Annotated in this window: 18 protein-coding genes; 13 read left to right on the plus strand and 5 right to left on the minus strand. The window is 62.9% G+C overall.

What is annotated here, in order from left to right; genetic code table 11:
- Positions 1–33: 33 nt before the first annotated feature.
- Positions 34–273, minus strand: a complete 240-nt coding sequence (locus NVV90_RS09220) for a hypothetical protein (protein ID WP_258440843.1) — start codon at positions 271–273, stop codon at positions 34–36.
- A gap of 541 nt (positions 274–814) precedes the next feature.
- On the opposite strand from NVV90_RS09220, the gene NVV90_RS09225 reads away from it, so the two are divergent.
- From NVV90_RS09225 to NVV90_RS09245, 5 genes are all read left to right on the plus strand, one after another.
- Positions 815–1,777, plus strand: a complete 963-nt coding sequence (locus NVV90_RS09225) for a LacI family DNA-binding transcriptional regulator (protein ID WP_258440844.1) — start codon at positions 815–817, stop codon at positions 1,775–1,777.
- Between the two features lie 31 nt (positions 1,778–1,808).
- The gene (locus NVV90_RS09230) at positions 1,809–3,410 is read left to right on the plus strand and encodes an alpha-N-arabinofuranosidase (protein WP_258440845.1); all 1,602 of its coding nucleotides are present in this window, start codon (positions 1,809–1,811) and stop codon (positions 3,408–3,410) included.
- An 85-nt stretch (positions 3,411–3,495) separates the two neighbouring features.
- Entirely contained in the window at positions 3,496–5,793 is a 2,298-nt protein-coding gene (locus tag NVV90_RS09235) for a glycoside hydrolase family 127 protein (RefSeq protein ID WP_258440846.1), read from the plus strand.
- A 24-nt stretch (positions 5,794–5,817) separates the two neighbouring features.
- Positions 5,818–7,134 carry a glycoside hydrolase family 27 protein gene (locus NVV90_RS09240; protein ID WP_258440847.1) on the plus strand — a complete coding sequence of 439 codons (1,317 nt, stop codon included), beginning with the start codon at positions 5,818–5,820 and terminating at the stop codon, positions 7,132–7,134.
- Positions 7,135–7,375: 241 nt separating this feature from the next.
- On the plus strand, positions 7,376–9,679 hold the full coding sequence (locus NVV90_RS09245) for a glycoside hydrolase family 95 protein (RefSeq protein WP_258440848.1): 2,304 nt from the start codon (positions 7,376–7,378) through the stop codon (positions 9,677–9,679).
- A gap of 14 nt (positions 9,680–9,693) precedes the next feature.
- On the opposite strand, the gene NVV90_RS09250 is transcribed toward NVV90_RS09245, so the two are convergent.
- The 4 genes from NVV90_RS09250 to NVV90_RS09265 form a co-directional block, all read right to left on the minus strand.
- Positions 9,694–11,724 carry a TIM-barrel domain-containing protein gene (locus NVV90_RS09250; RefSeq protein WP_258440849.1) on the minus strand — a complete coding sequence of 677 codons (2,031 nt, stop codon included), beginning with the start codon at positions 11,722–11,724 and terminating at the stop codon, positions 9,694–9,696.
- Positions 11,725–11,808: 84 nt separating this feature from the next.
- The gene (locus NVV90_RS09255) at positions 11,809–12,759 is read right to left on the minus strand and encodes a glycoside hydrolase family 43 protein (RefSeq protein WP_258440850.1); all 951 of its coding nucleotides are present in this window, start codon (positions 12,757–12,759) and stop codon (positions 11,809–11,811) included.
- Positions 12,760–12,853: 94 nt separating this feature from the next.
- Positions 12,854–13,798 (minus strand): hypothetical protein, encoded by a 945-nt coding sequence (locus tag NVV90_RS09260; protein WP_258440851.1) that lies wholly within the window; start codon positions 13,796–13,798, stop codon positions 12,854–12,856.
- Positions 13,799–14,118: 320 nt separating this feature from the next.
- Positions 14,119–17,595: a putative Ig domain-containing protein gene (locus tag NVV90_RS09265; RefSeq protein ID WP_258440852.1), complete on the minus strand. Its 3,477-nt coding sequence runs from the start codon at positions 17,593–17,595 to the stop codon at positions 14,119–14,121.
- A gap of 453 nt (positions 17,596–18,048) precedes the next feature.
- On the opposite strand from NVV90_RS09265, the gene NVV90_RS09270 reads away from it, so the two are divergent.
- From NVV90_RS09270 to NVV90_RS09300, 8 genes are all read left to right on the plus strand, one after another.
- Positions 18,049–19,044, plus strand: a complete 996-nt coding sequence (locus tag NVV90_RS09270) for a sugar ABC transporter permease (protein ID WP_258440853.1) — start codon at positions 18,049–18,051, stop codon at positions 19,042–19,044.
- Entirely contained in the window at positions 19,041–20,027 is a 987-nt protein-coding gene (locus tag NVV90_RS09275; RefSeq protein WP_258440854.1) for a carbohydrate ABC transporter permease, read from the plus strand. The genes NVV90_RS09270 and NVV90_RS09275 overlap by 4 nt, the downstream gene beginning before the upstream one ends.
- Before the next feature lie 77 nt (positions 20,028–20,104).
- Entirely contained in the window at positions 20,105–21,661 is a 1,557-nt protein-coding gene (locus NVV90_RS09280) for an ABC transporter substrate-binding protein (protein ID WP_258440855.1), read from the plus strand.
- Positions 21,662–21,744: 83 nt separating this feature from the next.
- Entirely contained in the window at positions 21,745–23,529 is a 1,785-nt protein-coding gene (locus NVV90_RS09285; RefSeq protein WP_258440856.1) for an alpha/beta fold hydrolase, read from the plus strand.
- Between the two features lies 1 nt (position 23,530).
- Positions 23,531–23,800 carry a family 43 glycosylhydrolase gene (locus tag NVV90_RS21060; protein ID WP_396125371.1) on the plus strand — a complete coding sequence of 90 codons (270 nt, stop codon included), beginning with the start codon at positions 23,531–23,533 and terminating at the stop codon, positions 23,798–23,800.
- A gap of 147 nt (positions 23,801–23,947) precedes the next feature.
- A complete protein-coding gene (locus NVV90_RS09290; RefSeq protein WP_258440857.1) occupies positions 23,948–24,892 on the plus strand; it encodes a substrate-binding domain-containing protein in 945 nt (314 codons plus the stop codon).
- Positions 24,893–24,914: 22 nt separating this feature from the next.
- Positions 24,915–25,172, plus strand: a complete 258-nt coding sequence (locus NVV90_RS09295) for a hypothetical protein (protein ID WP_258440858.1) — start codon at positions 24,915–24,917, stop codon at positions 25,170–25,172.
- Between the two features lie 186 nt (positions 25,173–25,358).
- The gene (locus NVV90_RS09300) at positions 25,359–26,234 is read left to right on the plus strand and encodes a hypothetical protein (protein ID WP_258440859.1); all 876 of its coding nucleotides are present in this window, start codon (positions 25,359–25,361) and stop codon (positions 26,232–26,234) included.
- The last annotated feature ends 8 nt before the right edge of the window (positions 26,235–26,242 follow it).

Raw genomic sequence — 26,242 nt, forward strand, 5'->3', positions numbered from 1 at the left:
TCGTCTCGTATCGCCAAGGCGGTTTCGACGGGCTCATTGTGACCCGAGGCGATCCCAGGCGCAACGCTCGATGGTGGTGCCGAAGGGGACTGAGGGATCCAGCGCCACGAGGTATTCGCGGTCGTTCAGGCGTGTGACCAGGATGCCATGGTCTCCCAGGGCCATGGCTGTGGGGAGGAGGGCTTCGAAGGCCTCTGCCAGCTGGATGCTTAGTTCGGCGGCGCTGCCGGCTACGAGGTGCAGGCTTGGGGTGGGGTCCAGGGTGATAGTCATGATGTGTCCTTGGCGAAGCAGGGTTTAATGCGGACGAAGTCCGTGCCGGAGTTAGAGTCGTCGGGCGGGCCACGGGTTCCGCGGCCCGTCTGACTCTGATATAGAGTATGTTAGCGCTAACACAAAAAAGGCAAGGCTGTTGACTCTTCCATTTGTCGAGGGCCGCCGGACCTGAGAAAAGTTGGAGGTAAGTCTTGACGGCCGCCCGCCTCGGTGTAACGATAAACACCTCCCCGAGCAGCCGTCCTGACAATGATCCGGAATGGGCGTTTATCGATACATCCTTGGCCATTGGCAGACTCCTGGCGTGTAGGAAGAAAGGTGCGCAGTATGAAAACCACACCATGAACCGCAGCGGTTTCCCCGGTCTCACCCCGGCCGTGGCGGCCGTCGCAGCTTTCGGCGGCTGCACGGGTGTTCTTCTTCGTCCAGCAGCGCTGCCCGGAAAGTTTCGGCTCTGCCGGCATCAAATAGGTCCCTGGAAACGAGGTCTGCAATGGTCACAATGTCTGATGTGGCGCGTCTGGCTGGTGTGTCGACGATGACGGTATCCAACGTCATCAACGGCCGCCGCTCCGTCAATACGGAGATCCGCAAAAGGGTGCTTCAGGCAGTGGAGCAGAGCGGATACACCATGAACCGTTCGGCCAGGACCTTGCGCACCGGAACGACGGGTGTGATCGGGCTTGCGGTTCCTACCCTTAGCCACGCCTATTTCGGTGAGCTCAGCAGCAGGGTGATCGCCCAGGCAGCGGATCTCGGGTACCGCGTGGCCGTGGAGCAGACTGGCCAGCACGTCGAGGACGAACTCGACGCCATCGCCATGTCCCACAATCTGGAATACGACGGGCTGATCCTGTCGGCCCTGATGCTCGGACCGGAAGAAGCAACTCTTCTCAATCAGTCCATTCCCCTGGTCCTCCTCGGCGAAAAGCGCTACGGGGAGGCCGTGGATCACGTGGTCATGCCAAATGCAGAAGGAACCCGTGCCGCAACCGCACATCTGGTGGAGCAGGGCTGTCGACGCGTGGCCTGGGCGAGCAATCCCTCGCTGGAAACCGAGCTCCACAACGTGGTGCTGGACCGTCTCAGGGGTTACCGCCAGGGGCTGGAGGAAGCAGGACTCATCGAGGACCCTGCTTTGCACGTGCCCATGGAACTGCCAAGCATGCGGCATGCTGCTGAGGGGATCAAGGAGATGGTCCGCAACGGCGTCGAATTCGACGGCGTGGTCGCTGTGACCGATGCAGTGGCCTTCGGCGTTATCCGCGGCCTCAGGGACGCAGGGCTCCGTGTCCCCGAGGACGTGAAGGTCGTCGGCTTCGACGACATCCAGCAGGCGGAATTCTCCGTTCCCTCCCTTTCGACCATCGCCCCGGACCATGACTGGATGGTCGGCACGGCGCTCGCTCTTCTCACCGAACGGATCAAAGACCGTTCTCCCCGCCCCGGGCGCGAGCTCGTGGCCCCCTTCCGGCTCATCGTCCGGGAATCAACTAACTGAATCTACTCAAAGACTTTGGAGAATCTTGAACATGGCATCTTCGCCCCGGCTCGTCGTCAATCTGGACATCGCGGGCCCCACCATCAGCCGCCACGTCTACGGCCACTTCGCTGAACACCTGGGCCGTTGCATCTACGGCGGTTTCTGGGTGGGGGAGGACAGCGAGATCCCCAACACCCGGGGGATCCGCAACGACGTCGTGGAAGCCCTGCGTGAGCTGCGCATCCCCAATCTGCGCTGGCCGGGCGGCTGCTTCGCCGACGAATACCACTGGCGTGACGGCGTCGGCCCGCGGGAACAGCGCCCGCGCATGGTCAACTCCCACTGGGGCGACGTCGTGGAGGACAACTCCTTCGGTACTCATGAGTTCATGGACCTCTGCGAGATGCTCGGCGCGGACGCCTATGTCAACGGCAATGTGGGTTCCGGCACCGTCCAGGAGATGAGCGAGTGGATCGAATACCTCACCCGTGCCGATGATTCACCCATGGCTGCACTCCGCCGGCAAAACGGCCACGACGAGCCCTGGAAGGTTCCCTTCTTCGGCATCGGCAACGAGCCCTGGGGGTGCGGTGGCCACTTCCGCGCGGAGGCCTACGCCGATGTTGCCCGGCAGTACAGCACCTTCGTCCGTTCCCACAATGGCAACGAGGTGTACCGGATCGCAGCCGGTGCCAACGCGGATGACGTGGCCTGGACCAAGGCCCTGATGGAGGCGCTGCCTGACAAGGGCGGAGTGGATCGCAAGCCGTTCCCGTACCAGGGCATCTCCCTGCACTACTACACCATGTCCGGCCACTGGGATGCGAAGGGCTCTGCCACTGAATTCAGCGAAGAGGAGTACTGGAAGACCGTCAAGGCAGCCCAGCACATCGAGACCCTGCTGAGTGCCCACTCCACCATGATGGACGTCTATGACCCGCACAAGGCGGTGGGCCTGGTCCTGGATGAGTGGGGCACTTGGTGGGATGTGGAGCCCGGCACCAACCCCGGCTTCCTGTACCAGCAGAACACCGTCCGTGACGCCCTGGTGGCGGCCATCCACTTCGACTCCTTCCACCGCCACGCGGACCGCCTGGTCATGGCCAACATCGCCCAAACGGTCAACGTCCTGCAGGCCATGCTGCTCACTGATCCGGAGAGCGGCGCCCTGGTCAAGACCCCCACCTTCCATGTCTTCGCCATGAACGCCGGCCACCAGGACGCCGCGGTGCTGCACACGCACGTGGACTCCGGTGCCGCCCATGAGCTGGATGGTGCCCAGCTCCCGACATTTACTGCGTCTGCCAGCACCAAGGATGGCCAGGTGCTCATCTCCGTGGCCAATCTTGGACTGGAGGACGAGCGCGAGGTGGTCCTGGATCTGCGCGGCGGCGAGTTGGAGCATGTGGAGGCCCTGGTGCTCGGCGGAGACAGCGTCGCAGCGTTCAACGCGCCGGCGCATCCCAACGCCGTCGCACCTCGTCCGCTGGCCGTGAAGGAACGCGACGGCCAGTTGGTACTCCGCTTGCCGGCCCACTCGTTCGCGACCGTTCGCGGCACACTGGCCGGCCAAGCGCCTGAGGCCGCAGCCGCTACCGCCGCGGTGGCCACCCCTTCGGCCACCGGCAGCAAGCCCTGCCTCAACTGCTGAGCACTGAAAACGACCACAGGTACCCCATCGTCTCGGCTTCGATGGGGTACCTGTTTGACCTGCATTGTCATGAAACGAGACAACCATGAATCGTGACTACCGGCCCCTGAGGCAGGTTCGGCTCCGCGAGGGCCGCTTCGCTGATGCCCAGCGGGTGAACCGTGAGGCCCTGTTGCGCCTGGACCCGGACCGCCTTCTGGCCCCGTTCCGCCGTGAGGCGGGCCTTCCTGCCGCCGCGGAGGGCTACGGCGGCTGGGAGTCTTCCGGGCTCGATGGCCACACCGCGGGCCACGTCCTTTCGGCCCTCGCCGTTGCCGTGGCGGGCGACGGCGACCGCCGCCTGGGGGAGATGCTTGGACGCATGCTCTCCGGGCTGCGGGAAGCGCAGCTGGCCGGCGGCACGGGTTACCTGGGCGGTGTCCACCGCGGGCAAGCGCTCTGGGACGAGCTCGCCCGCGGTGAGATCACGGCGTCGCCCTTTGAGCTCAACGGCCGCTGGGTCCCCCTGTACAACCTGCACAAGACGCTGGCCGGCCTCATTGACGTCGCCTGGCACGTCCCCTCGGCGAAGGCGGACCGGCTCCTGGACCATCTGGGGAACTGGTGGCTGGAGATCCTGGCGCGCCTGGACCAGGAGATGCTGGAGGGCGTGCTGGTCACCGAGTTCGGGGGCCTCACCGAGGCGTTCGCCCGCTTGGCGCTGCTCCGCCGGGACACCCGCTACCTGCACCTGGCCAAGAGATTCGTCCGGGAGGAGCTCATCGCGCGGGTGTTGGCCCTGCCCGGCGAGCGGGACCAGGATTCCCTGGCCGGCCTGCACGCCAATACGCAGATCCCCGTGGTGGTCGGCTACGCAACCATCGCCAGGGCGGCCCGCGAACTGGGTGCGGAAGACCGGGCGACCGCGCGCATCGGCGAGGCGGCCAAGGCCTTCTTCGACGACGTCGTGGGCAGGCGCAGCAGCGCGATCGGCGGCAACAGCGTACGGGAGCATTTCCACCGCAGGGACGACTTCTCCCCGATGTTCCTCGGCCGTGAGGGTCCGGAGAGCTGCAACAGCTACAACATGGTCAAGCTCGCAGGCGAGCTCTATCTGTTGGAGGGAGAGAATCACTATCTGGACTACATCGAGGTGACGCAGTGCAGCCATGTGCTCTCCACCCAGCACCCGGAACATGGCGGGCTGGTCTACTTTACCTCGCACCGTCCCGGCCACTATCGGGTGTATTCAGCCGAGCAGGACGGCTTCTGGTGCTGCATGGGCTCCGGCTATGAGGCGCATGCGAAGCACGGCGCCCACGTGTACGTCACCGAGCGGGACGAACTCCGCATCACCTGGCTCCTCGCCAGTGAACTCAACTGGGAGGAACGGGGTGTGCAGATCTCCATCGACTCAGACTGGCCCGTTGGAAGCACCGCCCGCGTCCGGGTGACGGCGCCGGAACCGCAGGTGTTCACACTCGCCATCCGTGTCCCGCAGTGGGCGCGGGGGGCGGCCGCCGTGCTGGGCGACGGTCAATTGATCGATCACGATGACGCGGGCTGGTGGAACCTGCGCCGCAGCTGGGAGGGCACGGAGGAGATCCGGCTCACCATGGAGCGAGAGCCCCGCCTGGTCCCGGCCCCGGACGCTTCGGCCTGGGCATGGATCCAGTACGGGCCCACCGTCCTGGCCGGGGAGATACCCGACGACAGCTTGGACTACCGGGCGGGCGGGGCCAGAACAGCCCATATCGCCTCCGGCCCGCTCCGGCCCCTTTCGGACACCCCCGTGCTGCTCGCCGGAGACCTGGACGCAGTGCCTGGCGAGGGAGGGGAGCTTTCTGTCCTCGCCACGGACGGGCAGAGGGTCCGCCTGAAGCCCCTGCACAGGATCCACGATTCCCGGTACCTGCTCTCCTGGCCCGTGGCGCAGGACGGCAGCCAGGTCAGTGAGGTCCGGGACGCGCTGGTCGAGCAGGACAGAGCGTCCACGGCCCTTGAAGCCCGGGTGGTGGATGGGATCACCTTCGGGGAGCAGCAGCCTGAACTCGACCACGAGGTCAGTGTTTCCCGCGCGGAACGCGGCGTGACGGTGGACGGGACTCGCTGGCTCCGTCCCCAGGGGCCGCTCTCGCTCACGCTGCGCGACTGGACGACGATCGGCACGAGCCTCCGCGTCGAATGCGTTCCCGGGGAGGGAGAGGAGCCTTTCCTCCTCTCCGGCGGCGACCACCCGACGGCCGTGGAGGTCACCGCCGGGGCGGACGGCGTGTGGGAGATGCCGTTCAGCACCGGAGGAGGGCAGGAGGCCCGCCTGCTCCTCGCCCCGCAGGAAGGCCGCCCCATGCCCCGGCTGAGCCGCCTGCTGCTGCTGACCGATACCGCGGATTCCCTCGGCTGAAGACATAGAACACAGGAGATTTCCATGACTTTGACAACCCCCTCCCACCCGCCGATGGGCTGGAACAGCTGGGATTGCTACGGAACCACGGTCACCGAAGAAGAGGTCCTGGCCAACGCCCGCTTCATGGCTGAGCATCTGCTCCCGTACGGCTGGGACACTGTGGTGGTGGACATCGACTGGGCCGATCCCACTGCCCGGTCCCACGGCTACAACGACGGCGCACCCTTGGAACTGGACGGGTACGGCCGCCTGCTGCCAGACCCGGCACGCTTCCCCAGCGCCGCCGGTGGGCGCGGCTTCGCCCCACTGGCCGAACAGATCCACGCCATGGGCCTAAGGTTCGGAATCCACGTGATGCGCGGCATCCCCTGGCGAGCCGTGGAACAGAACACCATCGTCCACGGCACCGGGTTCTTCGCCCGCGACGCCGCCGATCCCTCCAACGTCTGCGAGTGGAACCCCCACATGCTGGGTCTGGACCACGGCCACCCGGGCGCCCAGGCGTATTACGATTCGCTGCTGGACCTGTACGCGGGCTGGGGTGTCGATTTCATCAAGGCTGACGACATGCTCTGGCCGTACCAGCAGGCCGACATCGAGGCCTTCGCCCGGGCCATCGAACGCTGCGGGCGGCCCATAATGCTGAGCCTCTCCCCGGGTAGGGACCTCTCGCTGACCCGCCTTGACCATCTGCGAGGTCACGCCACCATGTGGCGGATCTGCGACGACCTCTGGGACCAGTGGGACCACGTGGAGCCGAACTTCTCCCGGTTTGCCCGCTGGGCTCCGCACGCGGGCCCCGAAGGCTGGCCGGATGGGGACATGCTCCCTCTGGGTCGCATCGGCATCCGGGCCGAGAGGGGGGAGCCCCGCGACGACCGTCTGACGCCGGATGAACGGGTGACCCTCATGACCCTTTGGGTCATTGCGCGCTCGCCGCTCATGATCGGAGGAGATCTGCCGTCCTCGCACCCGGCGACCACTGCCCTCTTCACTAATGACGCGGTACTGGAGGTGCTGAAGAACTCCCGGGGGAGCCGGGAAATCTTCCGCGAGGGGCCGTTGATCCTCTGGGCCGCCGAGGGGGCCGGCGACACCCGCTACACAGCCGCCTTTAACCTTGCGGAGGCCCCGCTGGACCTAACACTCGATTTCGGGAACCTGGGCTTCCCGCTAGTCCCGGGTTGCAAGGTGGAGGAGCTGTGGACGTCGACGGCGCTTGAGCCGCGCACCGTGCTTGTCCAGTCGAATGCCGCTCGAGGAGTGGCGCCGGGCTGCCTGGCGATCGATCTGACATTGGAGCCCCACGGTGCGGCATTATTGCGATTCCAAGCCTAGGAACCTGCCGGATCAAGGTGCGTCGATGGGCAGATGTTAGTGATCGACATTACACTGGCAAGCGGACTGCTCCTGCCGCAGTCGCCGGCATCGTGGCCGCATGCGGCCGATCCCAACACCTGGAGCCGGACCGCACCGTCCGGCCTCGTGCCAAGGGGTCTGTGACCGGTGCTGTGCGGAGCCGACTCTGGAAGGAATGCCGTTGTCGAATGCCGAGCTCCGTACCGGGTCGGAGGTCACCTTGACCACCCCCGCTGCCTCTTTCCCGGATTCCTTCCTGATCGGGAACGGCTCTCTCGGGGCGATCGTGCCGGGCCGGCCCGGTGTCGAGGAAATCGGCCTGAACCTGGACACTGTGTGGTCGGGCGGACCGCGCCGCCGTGCTCCCGCACAACGCGTGGAGACGGCGCATCGCCTCCGGGAAGCCATCGCGGCAGGCGATGTTGCGGCGGCCGACGCCGAAGCCCGCGCGCTGCAATCCGACGACTGGACGGAGTCGTACCAGCCGCTGGGTTCGCTGCGCTGGGAGTGGTCGAGGCCGGACCCTGATCTCAGCTACCGCCGTACGCTCGACATGGACCACGCGAGCGTACGGGTGGTCCACGGAGAGGCGACGCTTGATGCCTGGGTCTCGCAGCCCGACGACGTAATCGTCCTGCACCAACAGGGCGGTGTGGCGAGTGGCGAACTCGGTTTCGCGGCGGTGCACCCAGGCACTGATGTTGCGCGGGATGATGTTGGCGGCGTCCGGTGGCTCCGGGCGAGCGGTCGCGCGCCGCGCATCGCACTGCCGAACTATGTGGATGCTGTTGATGCGGTGGTGTACGGCGACGAACCCGCAGCAGCCGGTGCCACGGCACCGGCTGGCATGGGTTGGGCGGTGGTGGCGGCCGAGGCGCCCGTACCCGGCGGCGGCCGCCTCCTCATCGTCGCGGCAGCCGGGGGATTCCGTGGCTGGCAGAGTGATCCGAGCATTGATGTCGACGCCTTGTCCGCCCGGGCATCCGATTGCGTGGGGCGCGCGCTGGGCCGTGGGCTTGAGGAGTTGCGGGCCCGGCACCTCGCCGAGTATTCGGAGCTGTTCACGCGCGTGGAGATTGATCTCTCGGCATCGCCGGACCCCCGGGCCAGGCGCGCGCAGACCTACTTCGATCTCGGAAGGTACCTACTGATCTCCTCGTCGCGGCCCGGAACGCAGGCGGCAAACCTGCAGGGGATCTGGAATCCGGACATCCGACCCGGGTGGAGTTCGAACTACACGACGAACATCAATGTGCAGATGAACTACTGGGCGAGCGAGCTGGTGGGCTTGCCTGAGGCAGCCGAGCCTCTCACTGACCTCGCTCGTGAGCTTGGCGACGCCGGCCGTGTGACGGCAGCCGCGGTCTACGGTGCCGGCGGCTCCACCTGCCACCACAACAGCGACCTCTGGCGATACACGGAGCCGGTCCAGGGTGAACCGACCTGGTCGAACTGGGCGACCGGCCTGGCATGGCTCTGTGCACAGGTCTGCGATCGACTCGATTTCGACCCGCCGGCGAAGTTCGCGGAGGATGTTGCATTGCCGCTCCTGCGGGACAGTGCTGAGTTTCTCCTCGACATGCTTGCCGCAACGGCTGACGGGCAACTGATGGTCAGCCCATCCAGTTCTCCGGAGCACGCGTACACGCGAAATGGCCAGCGCGGCGCTGTGACCGCGGGTGCGACTGTCGATCAGGAGCTAGCGGCGCAAATCCTCGGCCGTTACGTGGATCTGACCCGTCGCCTAGGAACCGCAGAACCGCTCGCGCAACGCTGCAGCGACGCGCTCATGGACCTTTACCTACCTGGCGTCGACGCGGAGGGGCGGCTGGAAGAGTGGCCAAGCGGGCATGAACCCACCGAGCTGGATCACCGGCATTTGTCCCACCTGTACGGGGTTTTCCCAGGCGATCGCATCACAGCGAGCAAGGAACCCGCACTCCTCGCCGCCGCACACACAGCGTTGCGCTCACGGCTGGACCACGGCGGCGGGTACACCGGCTGGAGCCAGGCATGGGTGCTTGCGTTGGCCGCACGCACGTTCGACCGGGACATCGCGCAGCAGGCTCTTGACCGCCTGACCGGCGATCTCGCCTCGGCATCACTACTCGACATGCATCCGCATGCCCACTGGCCTGGTGGGGCGCTCTTCCAGATTGACGGCAATCTGGGAGCAGTCGCGGGGATCGTCGAACTGCTGCTGCAGAGCCACGATGAGGCGCTCAGCCTGCTGCCAACGCTGCCGCGGTCCTGGAGCGACGGACGCGCGAGGGGATTGCGGGCCCGCGGCGGAGTCTTGCTGGACATCGCCTGGTGCGGCGGCTCGCTCGCACAAGCCGCGATCACTCCGTCCCGGGACGGTGCCGTCACAATCGAAGCCGACGACGACTTCCGTCCTCACGTCACCGCGAGCGGTGGTGCCGTGGTCACGCCCACTGTTGGGCCGCCGTCGCGGGCCGGCCGCTGGAGGTGGAGCTGGCCGGCCCGCGGGGGCGAGATCTACCGTGTCGAGTCAACGGGCTGACCTCGCCTGCCGGATCACCCGACGGCGGATAGTCGCTTCAGCAGTTCCGTCGCCTCGTCGGTGCGTGCGAAGACGGGCACTGACGTGATCGGCGCGTCAACTTCCACCCACTGGCCACCCGTGAAACGCTTGCCGGTCCGGACTTCTGTCCACGTCCCGGCTCCGGGAAGGTAAAGGCGGCGGCTGCGGGCTCCGGACTCGACAACCGGGGCTACGAGGATGTCGGCTCCAAACAAGTACTGGTCCGACACGATCCAGGCGGTGTCGTCATCGGGGAATTCGAAGAACAGGCCACGCATGACCGGCACGCCGCTGGTGTGTGCCTGCTCCATCGCGGCACGCGTATAGGGGCGCAGGTCCTCGCGAAGTCGGATGTACTCGATCATGAGGTTTTCGAGCTCCGGACCGAAGCTCCACACCTCATTGTCAGAGCCTGTGTTGAGGCGGTGCTCGCCGGAAGCGGTGCTGACAGGGGCGCCGGGGCGCCTGTCGCCGTGGAGGCGCATGACGGGGCTGAAGGTGCCGAACTGGAACCACCGCGCCAGCAGTTCCCGGAACTGCGGGTCTTCTCCGTCGCCGCCCCCGAAGCCGCCGATGTCCGTCGTGAACCAGGGTATGCCGGCGGCTCCCATCTGGATGCCGGCCGTGATCTGGGCTTGAAGGTCCTGGAACGTGGAGTGAACATCTCCCGACCAGACGAGCGCACCGTAGCGCTGCGAACCGGCCCATGCCGCCCGCACCAGCGAAACCTCCGGCCGCTCGCCGCGCTCAACGGCTTCACCGCCAATGGCCCGGACAAAGTCACGAGGATACTGGTTGGTCACCGCCCCGCCCGGCCCCGCGTGATAGCGGTAGTGATCAAAGTCGTAGATCGCAAACTCCGGCTCGGCCTCGTCAAGCCAGAAAAGCCGGATGCCGTGCGCCCCGTAGTTTTCCTTCAGGCGCTCCCGCAGGAAATCCCGCGCCCGGGGATTGGTCACGTCGATGAACCGTGCGTAATCGCCGTCGAAGAAGAACTGCACATCGATGCCACGCAGCGTTTTGACGAGGAGGTTTTCGTCCCGCAGGCGACCGAAGTTCCGCGACTCCGTGGACACCTGCGGCCAGACCGACACCATGAGCTCGATGCCCATCTCCGCCAGTTCGCTGACCATGGCGCTCGGGTCCGGCCAGAACTCCTCTTCGAAGCACCAGTCACCCATCGCCGGCCAGTGGAAGAAGTCCGCGACGATGACGTCGATCGGGATCTCACGCCCGCGGTATTCCCGGGCGACTCCGAGAAGCTGCTCCTGGTTCCAGTACCGCAGCTTGCACTGCCAAAAACCGAGGCCATACTCAGGCATCATCGGAGCCCGCCCCGTAACTTCCGCGTAAGCGTCGGCGATCGCGGCCGGCCCGTCCCCGGCGACCACCCAGTAGTCGATCCCGTCCGTGATGCCAGCATGCCACTCTGTGCGGTTGGTCCCGAACACCACCCGTCCGATGGCGGGATTGTTCCAGAGGAATCCGTAGCCATCGCTGGAGATGACAAAGGGGACCGACGACTGGGAGTTGCGGTGGGCCAGTTCGAGCGTAGCTCCCTTCAGGTCAAGGGTGTCCTGCTGGTACATCCCCATGCCAACGAGACGCTCAGTGCGCGACGAGATGAACGACGCGGTGATCGCGCTACGGCCTCCGGCATGCGGTGCGTAGTCGCGGGCGATGAGTTTGAGCGCACCTCCGCCGCCCAGCTCCTCGAGCAATACGCGCCCATCGGAGTTCTCAAAGCGGAGCCGCAGTGAGCTCGTGAGGTAGCCTGCACCCCAGTTTGGGTGCTCTTCCTCCTGGGCGATGACCACCGTGCCTGCGACTTGCATGCGGACAGTCCGCCCGTCGATCCGATCGACGGCTGCAGTGCTGCGGGCCTCGGGAATCAAGGCCCCGTCGGCGTCGGGGAACTGCTCCTGCGAAGCACGGACGCGCACCCCCGCACCCCAGGCATCGATGCGGACGGTCTCACCGTCACCTCGCCACTCGATACCGGCCGGTGTGATTATCATGGTCATTTTGTCTCTTTTCGTGGGGATTGGGCCCCTTCTGGGCTCTCATCTACGTATGGCGTCACCTGCTGGTGCCAGGAGGGATCCGCGTCACCCCAGACGGCTGAGCCGCTGATACTCTTCGGCGGTCACGGGCAGCACGACGCCGTGGCAGGGGTCCTCTGGCAGCCGGAAGTCCTGCGAGGGAGTCCATTGTCCGCCGGACAGGCTGGTCGTCTCGAAGGGAACATAGCGGCGTTCCGGTGTGAACTCGTCGATCCAGAGGAACCACTTATCCTCAGTGTTCGCCTTATACACCAGCGGACCCTCGCCCCGGTTGATCGCGTCGAGTCCGATGCCCTCGGCTAGCGGCTTCCAGTCGACCGCGCTGAGGTATACGGCGATCTCTGAGAAGACTGACTTGCCGGTCGGCGCCTGTCCGCCCCGGGCGCGCTCATCCTTGATGAAGCGATAATAGAGGCCCTCGCTTTCGATCACCGTGGCATCGATCGTCGACCAGCCCCGGTCGATCCATACGCGCGGCTCGGAGAACTCGCGGAAGTCGCGCGTAGTGGCGTACATGATCCGGTTGTAGCTCTCGCCCTCGTGTTCGGCGTTGTCGTAGAGCGTGGAGGACCAGTGGACGAGATAGGCCTCCTGCTCGGGATCCCAGACAGACTCCGGAGCCCAGGTGTTGCCGGCCTCGGGCGGCGCGATCTCGACGAGACGGCCTTCTCCCCAAGTCACGAGATCCGTTGATTCCCAGACCATGATCGAGCGGCTGCCCCGGCGCTGGAGCCGCTCCCAGTCGTCGCAGTCGAATACGCGCAGGTCTGTTGCGACGAGGTAGAACCGCTTGCCATCCGGCGAACGCACGATATGCGGGTCGCGGACGCCGCGTTCCCCCAAAGTCGAGTACAGGACGGGCTTGCCGCCGTTAAGGTCGTCAAAATGGAGGGGGTCGTTCCCATCGCTCAGGGCAAAATGGATCTGCTCTCCATCCACCGATTCGCGTTTGAAATGAACGTAGAGGTACCCCGCATACTCGCGGCTGGAACTCATCAGACTGGACCACTCCTTCTATGGTTATGGCGTAAGTAAAGTCGCTTCGGGTTAGTCATTTAGCTTGTGAACGAGTCGGCTGTAGCCGCGGGTTTCACGGTCCGCCCGGGGGCAATATCGGAGCGGTCAGCACCTCGTCCCGGTCACACACCAACCGCCCGTCGACGACACGCGCCCGAGCGACCTGAATCGAGGTGCGGCGGTGCGTGTAGAGGCTGTCGCTGGCCAGTTCGCCCGCGAGGCGCCCAGGGTGGGTGAAGTAGAAGACAAACGCGTCGTCGCCCACGACGACGACGTCGGCGTGGAGCCCGTTGCCGCCGTCGTCCTCACCCGAGCCCGACTCGGCGAGGATACGGTCCTGGATCTCCCAGGTGCGCAGGTCGGTGGAGCGGTGCACCCGCAGGCCGGCCCATTCGTCAGTAAGCATCCAGTACGAGCCGCCCAGCGCGAAGACGTTCGGCCCTTCGTGGGGCAGGTTCTCCACGGCCGCGCCGCCCGGCCTCCACCGGTACAGGTCGGGACCGTCGGCCCAGTAGGTGTGGGTGCCGTGATCGTCGTCCTTGAACCACATGCGCCAGCCCCCTTCCGGGAGCGGGACGACGCACGCGTCGATGACGTGCTGGGAGCCAAGGTCAAGCGTGGACTCGTATTCCCAGTGCGCAAGGTCCGTGCTGGTGTAGTGACGGATCACCGACGGGGCTCCCCACTTCGTCTGCACGCCCTCGATGTAACTGACGTACATGTGGTAGATCGCGCCGTCGTCCAAAACCTCAGGCGCCCAGAAAGTGTTCCGGCCCCAGCCGGTCTCCAAGCCCTGCACGGTCCCTCGGTAGGACCAGGTCGCTCCGCCGTCGGAGGAGGCAGCGATGCCTATGTCGGTGCCGAACACCCAGGAGACGTCGTCGATCGGGGGCGCCAAGACGCGGCGGTTGGTGTAGAACATCCACCACTCTCCGGCAGCCTGGTTCCAGATCACCGTCGGGTCGGCGGCTCCGTCGTGGATCGGGTCGCGGAACAGCGGTTTCGGGATGTCAGTCACCGTTCCGCCTCGGCACCGGACCGCGAGGACGTGGAAGACGGCTGGCACCTGGTGGAAGGTAAGTGTTCGGCATTGCGGATCTTCCTGCGGAAGGGTGATCGGATATGCGCCGCGGTCACCTTACTGTGAGTCGAGTCGGTCGCTGTCACTGTTGTACTCCTATGTGAATCATTTCGGAGGGATGAGGTGGTAAAGGGCTGGATCCCCGAAGCGAGGTGCCGATGACCTGAACTGCTCCCCGTAAGACAGGACTGATAAGCCAGTCCAACTTTCGGGGAGCAGTTCGTGGTCCCGGTTGCCCGGCCTTCTGCTGTATAGGGTTACGGTTCCCTGTGCAGGAACTCAACCTCCGCCAGGTTGGTGTTGCCGCCGTGTTCGTCGGACACCCTGACCTGGGCGTAGTCGACACGCTGTGGAAGCGTGAAGGTGTACCAGTTGGCCGCCGCCATTCCGGTGATCGTCAGAAATGTCTGCCACGTGGCCCCGCCGTCGTTGGAACCTTGGACAAAAGTTCCATTGCCGCGGCTTATGTGACTGGTTCTCGGGAATACCCGTACGATATCGGCCACAATGCGTGTTCCGTCGGTGGGTGTCACCGATGCCCAGCCATTCGCCGTCGTGGTGTCCGTGTACGTGGCAGTGTTGCCGTCAAACATCTTCCACCCGTTCTCCTGCGGCGTGCCCGTTCCCGGCCAAGCGCGTGTAGAGGCGTTCACCCATCCCTGAACTACCGGAAGCCGCTTAATCGCCGTATTCCACAGGGCAAGGCGGCTGCCGTCAGTCGTGGCCGTGAGCGTCCCGCAGTCCTTGCCGGATGTCGTCCGGCAGTCCACCGTGAACTGCACGTCGCGGCCGAACGCGACGTCCGTCGGAAGTTGGGCGGTGGCCTTCCAGTTGATTCCGTCACTGGACGTGGCTGCCGCGGGTTGTCCCTCGACGACGACATTCAGGCTGGAGAGCGGCTCGGCGGCCACGGCATTGAACGCTACTGTGTCCCCGTTGGTTGCCAGGCCCTTGTCGGCGTTCGACGTTGAAATGGACAACGATGAAACAGCCGCCGCCAATTCGTGGCGGTTCCCGTGGATGCGGAGCTCACTGAACGAGGAGATGCCAGGGTATGCGGGGTCAGTTGGCACACCGGGATGGTCCACCTGGACTTTCAGGTAGCGGAAAGCCTGCCCTGCCACCTCGGCACGCACCGGAATGGTCTCCATGGCGAAGCCGGAGGCAGTGGTGTCCGTGGTTTCACGCTCCGTCAACAGGGTCCAGGCTCGTCCGTCGCGGGAACCATACACATTGGCCCCTTGGGAACGGTTGGCAAAGTTGTATCGGGCCTGCAGGCCAAACGCATCCGCTGAGACTTGGAAACCTTGGCCGAAGTCGAGGGTGAATGGTGCCCGCAGATCCCCGGTGGTGGTGTCGAAGTTTCCGTCTACCAAATTCATGGGTTGAATGCTGGCAGGGTTACTCGTAACCAACCCTCGATAGTCGATTGATCCGTCGCTGGCAAGGTGCGGCGTCAGGAGTTTGAGTGCCTTGACCGCGTCTTGGAGACGAACGAGCTGATCAAGGAAGCCGGCGTCGTCGGCCGCATCCATGGCTGCGCGGACTTCAGCCCTAACCGTCTCGAAAGCTGCAGCGGACGGTGATTCGTAGACGGCCTTGGGATCGAAACCGGCCAGGGCGGCGTCTAATGCGGCTTGGCGGTTCAACCCAATGATTACCGTGGCGGGTCGGGTCACGACGGTGGTGCCGTCGTCGGCAGTGACCTGGAAACTGTATTTGCCGGTTGCGTCGGCCGGTGCTGTCCACGTAAGTAGCCCGGTGCTGGGATCCAGCCGGGCACCCGAGGGCAGCCCTACCGAGGAATATTGGAGCGCCTCGCCACCGGCATCTGTGGCTGCAAGCGAGCGGGACAGCACGGTTCCTGCCAGCCCGATGACGGGAGTGACGGTGTCCTTGGGAAACTGCGGAACCGTCAATTGCTTCTTGGCTTCGAGGTTCACGTAGTCAAAATCAACCTGCGTATCGTCCGTGCCCATCACAGTGAAGTAGGCCAGGTTCTCTCCGCCAAGGCTCTTGCCGGTCAGCTTCTCGGCGTCAACGTCATAGGTGACGTAGCGCCACTGACCATGAGTGTTGGGGAGGGGAACCGAGAGCCGGTTTGCAGGGTCCTTACCAATGGCGAGGGTAGCGGGTCCGTTGGTCCGAAACTGGATGCCTACGGGGCTGTAGCCGCTCCGGCTGACATACATGAGGGTACGTACCGCGATAGTGCGGCCATTGCCCGTCGCGTTGACCTGAACATATGTTCGCCCGTCTTCGCTCTTGACCTTGAGCTTGTTCCCGTCCGTTGCCGAGCTGCGCGTTTCCAGCTGCACCTTGGCGTCGGTAGCGGTGGGGCGGGTCTGGCCGGCAACTGAGGGCGGAAGGGACAGCCAGAACTCGGGGCTGTAGTCCGGGTTGCTTTCCCAGGAGTTGTACGCGCCGACGCCCCAGAAGAACTTTGGCCCATCAGCCTTGGCGTGCAGTTCGGCGACATAGGGCGCCTCACGTTCAACGTCCACTCCCAGCTCATACTTGTAGACGTTGTAGAGCTCGTCGATGGGATTGTACAAACGTCCCCGGTATGCCTCGGACAGTCGGCCCGGTCCGCCGGTGGTGTCTATCCACGGAATGTCGTAGCCGAGCATGTAACCGGTGAAGGCGTTCGCGGCCTTGAGGAGACGATTGCCCAGGAATTTGTAGGGCGAGACTGCATCCGGAGCCGTGGAGACGGTGCCGGCTGAAGGATCCACGGTGGTCCCTTGGATTGTCAGGAAACGGGCAATCGCCCCGGTGGTGTTGATGCCATCTCCGGCATGGGCCTGGTCGCGGCCCATCTCCTGGTGCTGAACGAAGGAGTAACCATAAGGATTGCGGGGATTGTCGGCCGAGATGAGGGGGAATTGGGCTGCGATGGAGCCGTTCTGCTCCGGCCGGGACGTCGAAGCGTTGACCGTGTACCACTCGACTGCCTCTGAGTAGCGGTCCCTGTTCCCGGTGAAGATGTACCCCGCGATGGCACCCACAAGAGGGTAGGTGTGCTGGTTCAGGTAGCGCCAATTGGTGTGCAGGAAAGTTTCCGTCATCGGCACGATGAGATTGGTGCTGAGCTTGCTGGTGTCTTGGTCGCTCCAGCCTAGGTCGTAGGCCGTGTACCCGGCAGGAACACTAGTGGAGCGGAAAATTTCGGCTGCCGCTACAAGTCTGTATAGAGGGACGCCGGAGTGAATGTGGGCATCCGGGTAGTAGGCGTACTTGGCTGGGTCCATATTGCTCCACGTGCGTATGATCCGCATACCGTTCTCGCGGTAGACGGGATCGCCCGTGATGACGTACAGAGTGGCCTGCGTGTAGGCTCCGAAGGCGTCCCGGATGAGCTTGCTCTGGACGCCTTGGGAGTTGAACGCGGTGGTGCCGGGCTGGTCGGTGGTGCTGCTGGCATTGGCGGAACGGAAGTCCCGCGCAGCGAAGGGCGTATCGGCCATGGCTTGGTAGTAGCTCTTCCATGGTTCCGTGCCGCTTTGTACCATGGCGCGAGCATTGCGAAGGCTGTTGGCGCTTACGCCGATTCCAGGATGGACAAACCCGCTCGCGTCGACGCTTTCGGAAATGGTCACCTCCTGGCCAGTGTCGGCAACTGCGGGTGCCGAGCCGCCAAAGGCGGGTATGCCGCCGGCCGGTGCCACCAGGGCAACGGCGGCGGCAATCGTGAGCACGCGAGCCCATTGCCGCATGGTTGAAGGATGCTTCATCGGTCCTCCTGGATCGATCAGTGTTGGCTGAGTGATGTAGTGCAGTTCTGCTGTTTACTCCGGAGCTGGGTGTTCGTACGCGGCCGCACGGTAGCCCCGCGATTCATGGCGAAGGGGAGTAGCTCTTGACGAGCCTGAAAGCTTGTCGCCGTGAAATTCTGCGTCGCCGGTCCCGCATGACCAAGGCTGTAACGGCCGATAGTCGGCAAGCTTAGCTGCGTGCCGGTGTTGAGGCAATCGTTTTCCTACAACCTTCTCCGGGCACCGCCATGTTGCCGGATTACTCTTCAGGCGACTTTGTGCCGCCTCTTGACACGCTGTGATTCTGATCTCAAAATAGAGGATAACGTTTTCCCAAAATTCCTATCCAAGCCTCCCAGCGGGAAAGATGCCATGGTGGCATCGTCTCCCGCTCCTCGGAGTCCCAACCTTCTACAGTCAAGGGAGTGTGCCATGCAACAGCGCATGACCACCCAAAAAGAGAACCCTGCAGCCACTGCGGACCCCGGCCACAAGGTCGCCGCCAGGCGCCCGCGAAAAAAGCGCAGCGGGGGCTCAGGCGTCTTGTTGCTCTTGGCCGCGCCGGGCATCGCATGGTTTGTGGTATTCGCCTACGCTCCCATGGCCGGCCTGATCGTCGCATTCAAGAACTTCGATGTCAGTAAAGGCATCTTTAACAGTCCGTGGAGCGGCCTTGATAACTTCAAGTACTTTATCGAAAGCGGCGATGCACCCGCGATCGTGCTGAATACACTCGTTCTGAATGTTCTATTTCTTGCAGCGACGTTGGGAGCTGGACTGGCACTTGCCATCATGCTCAATGAACTGCGCGCCCGGGTCTTCAAGAAGTTCATGCAGTCTGCAATCTTTTTTCCATACTTCGTTTCCCCGATTGTGATCAGCATCATCCTGCAGGTCATCCTTGCCGGTGCGGGCGGCCACGGGGGTGCGGTCAACGATGCGCTCGGGCTGTTCAATCTTCCCGAGGTCAGTTGGTACACAGAACCAGGGCCATGGCCTTGGATCCTCACCATCGTGAAAGTCTGGCAGTTGGGCGGCTACATGTCGGTCATTTTCCTGGCGGCCATCACCTCCATACCCGAGGACGTCTACGAAGCAGCAATGCTTGACGGCGCTACCCGGGCCCGGATGGCATTGTCCATTACGGTGCCTCTTCTGAAGCCGACAGCCGCCATCCTGATCGTTCTGGGCGTCGGCAGAATCTTTTACGGTGACTTCGGCACCATCTTTGCCATCATCGGCGACAACGGCACTCTTTTCTCCACCACTGACGTCATTGACACGTACGTCTTCCGTTCGCTCAGAACAATCGGTGACTTCGGCACTACCGCCGCGATTGGCCTGTTCCAGTCCGTCGTCGGATTCATCCTCGTCACAGTGGCAGTGCTAATCCAGCGCCGCTACTCCAAAGAAAGCAGCATTCTGTGAGCACTTCCACAACACCCGTCGTGGCAGCAGCGAATGATCCTGCTGTGGCAGACCGAATGAATCCCAAGCAACGTCGCACCATTTTCTCCAGGGCAACAAACCCGGGTTACAAAGGCACCAAACGAGCCACCAGGCTTGAGCCCTTCACGGCCGTTAGCTACGTAGGCGTCACAATCTTTGGCCTCTTTGCCCTGATTCCATTGTGGATGATCGTGGCTGGCTCATTGACGGCAGAGTCCACTCTGGCCCGTAGCGGTTACAGCTTCTTTCCCGAGCCGTTCTCGTTTGACGCCTATACTGCAATTTTTAGCGGAACGGCCGTCTTCCAAGGTTATGCTGCCACTTTATTCATCACGGTAGTGGGCACGGTCCTGTCCCTGTGTGCGACGGCGTCGCTGTCGTGGGTTATCGCCCGACGTATGCCCCGAATCAGCAGGCCTTTGACGATCTTCGCCTATCTGCCCATGCTCTTCTCAGGTGGTCTTGTTCCGCTTTATCTGTTGGTAACGCAGGTACTGCAGCTGCAGAACAGCTGGTTCGCCGTCATCCTTCCGCACATGATGGCCCCGTTCCTCGTGTTCGTGGCTGTCAGCTTTTTTCGGCAGCTCCCCGAGGAAATCCTCGATTCTGCAAAGGTGGACGGAGCTGGAGAGCTGCGGGTTTTCTTTGAGATCGTCCTGCCGTTGTCCAAGCCCATCTTGGCTGTCATAGGGCTGTTCTATGCCGTGGCCTACTGGAACGAGTGGTTCACGGCCCTGCTGTTCATCTCGGATCCGGAGAAGTACCCGCTGCAGCTAATGCTGCAGAATCTCATCGCGAACGTGACAAACGCTGCGATGCTGCCCGGGTCCGGTTCGGTTGCTCCCATCTACCAACTTCGCCTTGCCCTGACCGTGGTTACCATCGGCCCCATCCTCCTGGCCTACCCATTCGCCCAGCGCTATTTCGTCAAGGGCCTCACGCTTGGTGCCACCAAGGGCTAAGCAAACTATCTCTGTTCCATCTTCGATCCCAAACATGGTCTGGCTTTACTATGCCAGCGTACAAAGGAGTGCAGCACATGATCCCCAACACATCAGTCTCCCGGCGTGGCTTCCTTGGACTCGCCGGCGGCCTCGGCGCCGCGGCAGCACTTGCCGGCTGCGGCACATCCGGTGCTTCAAGCACCGGCGGAGCTGTCACAGGAACGTCCGTAGCTGTCTTGCCCAGCACCGCCCCGGCTACATGGAATGCGGTCCTGACCAAGTTGAACGGCAAGCTCAAAAACGACTTGGGTTTCGAACTGGACGCACAATTCATTAACTGGTCCAACTACCAGCAGCAGTCCCTGCTCAAGTTCACGGCCGGGGAGAAGTTCGACTCGGCGCTGCAAGCGCTCTGGCTGAACATGGCACAGTTGCAGCAAAGCGGTTCGCTTGTCGAGCTCACCAACGAGGTAGCCAAGTACAAGAACCTCAGCGCTACACTGCCAAAGAAGCTGCTGGAGTCCAACAGTTGGGACGGCAAGCTTTGGGGAATCCCGCAAGTCAACAGTGCGGCGCGGGTCCAGCACTTCGTCATTCGCCAGGACCTGGCCGACTCGCTTGGTTTCTCCACCATCACGGACTTCGAACAGCTCGAGCGCTTCTTCTACGCTGTGAAACAGAAAAACGATGGCACGGTGCCTTATGGTGCCCCTTCCAACAGTGGATACCTTCACGCAGTGCCCGTTCCCACCGGAATGTTCAACGCCAGGTCCTGGCAGAGCCCGGACACCATCGCCCGCGCATTCAGCGGCAAGGGCATGTTCTTCATACTCGCCAAGGATGCTGCTAAGACGGGGTCCTCTGCGCCCGAGGCTTTCTGGGACGACGAAGGCGTAGTGGAAACCCTGCACAGGATCCGCAAGTACTACAACGACGGAATCATCAACGCCGACGCACTGAACGTGGATGGTGCCACTCTCACGAGTCAGTGGATGGCCGGCAAGTTTGCAGCAGGATGGGCAATGACCGATGGCACCTCCAGCAACTCCCTCAACACCTTGCAAAAGGCTGTTCCCAAGGCAGCACTGGCAAACATCATGCCGCTGAGCGGCGGTTTGTCCGCCAAGCCAAACCAGACCTTCCAAGCTGACAATATGGTCGTTGTGAATTCCAAGGGCGGCAACCTGGACCGAGCAATGCAGCTTCAGGACTGGCTCTCCATCAGGGAAAACCACGATCTCCTAACATATGGGATCGAAGGCACTGACTGGGAACCTGCGGACGGCAATAAATTCAAGCGCCTCAATGACTACGCGTTTCCCGGATACGCACTTTCCTGGCGGCCAAGCCTGGAGCGAAAGTCGCTTTCCATCAGCCCCACCGAAGAGAAGATCTTCGACTGGGCACAGAACTTCGACAACTTCACTGTGGATCCCTTCGCTTCTTTCATACCTGACGTCACGCCCGTGAAACAGCAGGTTGCCGCAATGTCGAACGTCATCACGCAATTCGCCAACCCCCTCTTCTATGGCGTCGTGGACGTCGACACCCAATTGGACAAGCTGAAGAAGGCGGCGGACGGTGCCGGAGTCGCCAAATTGCAGGAAGAGATGGAAAAGCAGGCCAACGCCTACCTCAAGAAGCATGCCTGACGAAGGACACGGAACAGACTTCGGGAGAAAGGCTCGTGATGCTGTCATACCGGCTGACAATGCCTGCGGCAACGGCCACCGCAGTGGTCATCGCCGTCCATGGCTTGATGGAATCCGCCGCATGCCTCGAAGCTGCTGCTCCGCACTGGAATTCACGAGGATGGGTAGTCCTGGCATTGGATCTTCGCGGGCACGGAAGCTCCCCGCGCTGGTCTGAACAGGACCTCGAACAACACCCCGGCGATGTGATGGTCAGCGACATCCTGGAGGTCCTGCGATCGGACAAACTTCATGGTTTAGCTTCCCTTCCGGCCCTCTACTACGGTCACTCCGCCGGCGGGTCGGTGGCCGCAGCCCTCGCAGCCAGCATGCTGGAGCGGACACCGGCCGGGTTCCACCCGGCAGGTGTCCTGCTCGAAGACCCATTCTGGCGGCTGCCCGTCACACCATTGCAGGACCGGAGTGTCGCGGAAACTGCCTATGCGCACCTAGTTGACGTTCAATCCCGCACCCCTGCTGAACGTGCCGAGATCCGGAGGCGCGAATGGCCCAACTGGAATGACGCAGAGATTCGGCGCAGCTGCAAGGCGCAGGAGGATTGCGACCCTCAACTGGTTCTCAATGGCAATGTCATCCCCACCACGCCCTGGCCGGACTTGGTCGCCGAACTCACGGCGTCGGGAATCCCCACCCTGATCATCACCGGCACGGTCAGAACCGGGATCACCACGCAGCACCAGCAGATCGCCCGGGCGGCCGGGGCCGCCGTCGAAGTCTTCGACGGCGCGTCTCATTTCGTCCGCCGTGACATGGAAGAGAAGTTCATGCAAACCGCAACACGCTTTTTTGCCGACACCTTGGCGGAGAAGGATCGGCAGCCGGCAAGGCCCGTTGCCATGGCAGTCATGGCACCACCGGATCTCATCTCCAAGCTCATCTCGCCGCCCGCGATGAGCAAGTTGAACAGGCTGGCAGACCTCCGTGGGCAGGTGTTCGAAGACTTCTCGACGCCGGAGGCCCAGGCAGCGCTCGCGGAGACCGAAGTGCTCATTACTGGATGGGGTTGCCCAAAAATTGACGCGGATGTCCTTGCGGCCGCCCCCAAATTGCGCGCCATCATTCATGCCGGCGGAGCCATTGGAGGCAACATACTGCCCATTCCTGCCGGCAGGAACATTGTCGGTTCAAATGCCGGGGAAGCGAACGGGCGTCCCGTCGCGGAGTACACGCTGGCCATGATTCTGCTGGCCAACAAGCAGACTTTTGAGAGCATGCGGGTTTACCGGGAGCGCCGGGCGCCGATAGACCGGGAACAGGAATTTCCCGGCGCGGGAAACTACCTGAAGACAGTCGGTCTTGTGGGGGCTTCCCGGATCGGCCGTCACGTTGCCAAGCTGCTCCAGCCGTTTGAACTGGAGGTGGTGGTTTACGACCCCTATTTGGAGGAAACGGAAGCCGAGGTTCTGGGCGTGAAGTTGCTTCCACTGCGGACGTTGTTGGCCCAGTGCGACATCGTGTCCCTCCATGTTCCCGTCACACAGGAAACCACAGCGATGATCGGAGCATCTGAGCTGGCGTTGTTGAAGGACGGTGCGACCCTCATCAACACGGCCAGGGGCGAGATCCTTGACCAGTCAGCCTTGGAAACAGAACTCGTCCGGGGACGCATCAATGCCATCCTCGACGTGGCTGTGCCGGATGTGCTTCCCCCGACACATCCGTTCTACGAGCTGCCAAATGTGGTGCTGACGCCGCACATCGCTGGTTCCATGGGCACGGAATTGCTCCGGATGGGGGACCACGTAGTGTCCGAAATGGAGCGGTACGTCAATGGACAGCCGTTCGCCTACCCTGAAGAGCTTTCCTAGGATGGACACATCAGTGACCCTCATTAGCAACCCTGTGCTGCCCGGGTTTTCGCCCGATCCCTCCTTGACCCGTGTGGGTGAGTGGCTCTATTTGGCGAACAGCTCCTTCGAGGGGTACCCGATTGTCCCCATCCACCGATCCCGTGACCTCGAAAACTGGGAGTTCGCTGGTTCGTTCTCTGGGCCGGAAGCGGTGTTGGACCTCAAGAGTCTGGGCGACTCGGCAGGTGTCTGGGCCCCGACCTTGAGCTGGTCTGATGGTTACCGCTGACTTCACCGACTTTCAGTTCCAGCCGGGAGCGGAAGACCGGAGCGCATGAACATGACCTCAATGTCCGGTCCTCCTCCGAACCCAAAGGCTCCAGTCCTCGGGGATGTCGCGAAGCTAGCCGGTGTTTCGGTGCCAACAGTCTCCCGTGTGCTGACCAGCAGCAAATACGTTGCCCCCGGGCTCCGGGCCCAGGTGCTGAAGGCAGTGAACGACCTTGGCTATCGCCCCAACCTCGCCGCTCGCGCCACGCGGTCTGGGAAGCGTTCAATGATGGCGGTTCTTACAGGTGCAACGTCCAACTATGGATACGCGCAAACCATCGAAGGCGTCGAAAGGGCTGCTCGACAAACAGGCATGTCCGTCATTATCGCGGTTGTGGACTCCGATGCCGAGGAGGCCGTCAAAGCCGCAATCGACCTCTTGCTGTCCCAGCCTGTCGCCGGCGTCATCATCCTGGAATTCGACCGCCCTGGATTGGCTGCAGTCAAGGCCTTCCCCCCGTCGATCCCTATGGTGACCGCGGGAGGAGGTACCGTAAGCCCCATCGGGACGGTTGGCGCCCTGCTCGACGAGCATGGAGCCGGCAAGGACGCGACAGACTACCTTCTTTCCCTGGGCCACCGCACAGTGCACCATGTAGCGATCCCCACCATGGGAAAGCAATCGGGGCGGACAGAGGGTTGGAAGGCTGCTTTAGCTGCGGCGGGGATTCCCGTTCCCCGGATCCTGCATGCTACTTGGGAACCTGCCAGCGGCTACAGGATGGGGCAGAAACTCGCCGCCCGGAATGACGTCACTGCCGTGTTCTGCGGGAACGATGATGTCGCGATAGGCGTCATCAAGGCGTTCATGGAATGCGGCAGGCGAGTGCCGGAGGATGTGTCCGTGGTGGGTTTTGACGACCAGCCCCATGTAGCCATGTGGCGACCGCCGTTGACAACCATCCGGCAGGATTTCCAAGACCTGGGTGGGCGCGCGTTTCGGCTTCTGGAAACGGTATTGGGCGGCGACAGGCCTCAGCTTCCTTCCACCGTCAAGCCCAAACTCATTATCCGCGGCTCCACAGCTGCCGCCAGATCATTCGGCTATTGATTGACAACAGGAGAACTTCCTTATGAATGCCATCACCATTGAACATGACCAAGAGACCATGAACCAGATTGGTCCAAGCCCCTCAACCATTCGCCTGCAGTTCTCACACGTCAGCGACGTGCTACCGGGCTTGGAGGCCGCCGTCCAGTCGTTGATCGGTGCCGCCAACCGGGATCGCAGGTGCGGCATCCTCATTGTTCGTCATGGCCCAGGCGACTACACCGCCACCCTCGATCCCTCGGTGAAGTTCGGCGAGACGGAGACGAGAATCCTCGCCTAACCGTCCTGACTGAAGAACTCAGGAATATCGACCATTGTTTATAGATTGTCGGATTGGCCCTGACGCCGTCTGTAGGTCCTCCTCCAAGCTGATGTCCGCAAGCCCAGGCCCTTCTAAACCATGAAAGCAGGTGCAGGCATGACGCCTTCCCCACATTCGACAGCAGCCGTCCAAACAGCAACCGCAGTGACCGACCAGCGCGCTCAAGTAGCCCAGCTGCACGGTGTTGGCGTGCTGTTCCACGAGGGCCGCTACTACGCATGGGGTGAAGAGAAAAGTGCAGGATCGCTCTTTACGTCCGTCGAGTGCTACTCAACTGAGAACTTTGCCGTTTGGCGCCACGAGGGGACTTCCCTTCGGCGAGGAGAGGCCGGCGATCTGGGGCCGGACAGGATCGTCGAGAGGCCAAAAGTCCTCTACAACCCCGACACGCAGACCTACGTGATGTTTTTACATATCGACTCACCGGATTACGCCGAGGCCAAGCTTGGCTTTGCCCGGTCAAAGTCACTGGTAGGGCCGTACGAATACCTGGGCAGCTCGCGCCCCCTCGGCAACTTAAGTCGGGACATCGGGGTATATCAGGAGCCTACCGGCTTGGGTGTGCTCATGTCCGAAGACCGGGAAAACGGGTTGCATCTGTACCGTCTGGCCCCGGACTACCTGAGTGTTGAGTCGGTTCTTTCCACTACTCTGAAAAATGATGGAAGCCATGGTTACGAATCGCCGGCACTGGTGTTCAGCGGTGGCTTGTATTATCTCTTTGGCTCAGACTTGACCGGCTGGAACATGAACGACAATAAATACGCCACAGCCGCCTCCCTTCTGGGCCCATGGTCGGAATGGCGGGATTTCGCGCCGCCTGGAAGCCGAACGTTCGATTCGCAGGTCAGCGCCGTCATCCCCATCGTCGATTCCACTGATGTTTCCCATGTCTATTTCGGCGACCGATGGAACCGGGATGACCTCTACAACTCACTGCCACTTATCCTGCCAATCAGCATTGGCGGGGGGCGCGCAAGCCTTAGCTGGCTGGATGAGTGGTCCCTCGAACCCCAGTGAATATTGCC

This window comes from Arthrobacter sp. CJ23, from assembly GCF_024741795.1.
Classification (GTDB): Bacteria; Actinomycetota; Actinomycetes; order Actinomycetales; family Micrococcaceae; genus Arthrobacter.

Excerpts from the sequence above, each read along its gene's own strand:
- NVV90_RS09270 (WP_258440853.1), top strand. The coding sequence starts at position 18,049 with ATGCAACAGCGCATGACCACCCAAAAAGAGAACCCTGCAGCCACTGCG.
- NVV90_RS21060 (WP_396125371.1), top strand. The coding sequence starts at position 23,531 with ATGGACACATCAGTGACCCTCATTAGCAACCCTGTGCTGCCCGGGTTT.
- NVV90_RS09225 (WP_258440844.1), top strand. The coding sequence starts at position 815 with ATGACGGTATCCAACGTCATCAACGGCCGCCGCTCCGTCAATACGGAG.
- NVV90_RS09220 (WP_258440843.1), bottom strand. The coding sequence starts at position 273 with ATGACTATCACCCTGGACCCCACCCCAAGCCTGCACCTCGTAGCCGGC.
- NVV90_RS09240 (WP_258440847.1), top strand. The coding sequence starts at position 5,818 with ATGACTTTGACAACCCCCTCCCACCCGCCGATGGGCTGGAACAGCTGG.
- NVV90_RS09250 (WP_258440849.1), bottom strand. The coding sequence starts at position 11,724 with ATGACCATGATAATCACACCGGCCGGTATCGAGTGGCGAGGTGACGGT.
- NVV90_RS09265 (WP_258440852.1), bottom strand. The coding sequence starts at position 17,595 with ATGAAGCATCCTTCAACCATGCGGCAATGGGCTCGCGTGCTCACGATT.
- NVV90_RS09280 (WP_258440855.1), top strand. The coding sequence starts at position 20,105 with ATGATCCCCAACACATCAGTCTCCCGGCGTGGCTTCCTTGGACTCGCC.
- NVV90_RS09230 (WP_258440845.1), top strand. The coding sequence starts at position 1,809 with ATGGCATCTTCGCCCCGGCTCGTCGTCAATCTGGACATCGCGGGCCCC.
- NVV90_RS09295 (WP_258440858.1), top strand. The coding sequence starts at position 24,915 with ATGAATGCCATCACCATTGAACATGACCAAGAGACCATGAACCAGATT.
- NVV90_RS09235 (WP_258440846.1), top strand. The coding sequence starts at position 3,496 with ATGAATCGTGACTACCGGCCCCTGAGGCAGGTTCGGCTCCGCGAGGGC.
- NVV90_RS09255 (WP_258440850.1), bottom strand. The coding sequence starts at position 12,759 with ATGAGTTCCAGCCGCGAGTATGCGGGGTACCTCTACGTTCATTTCAAA.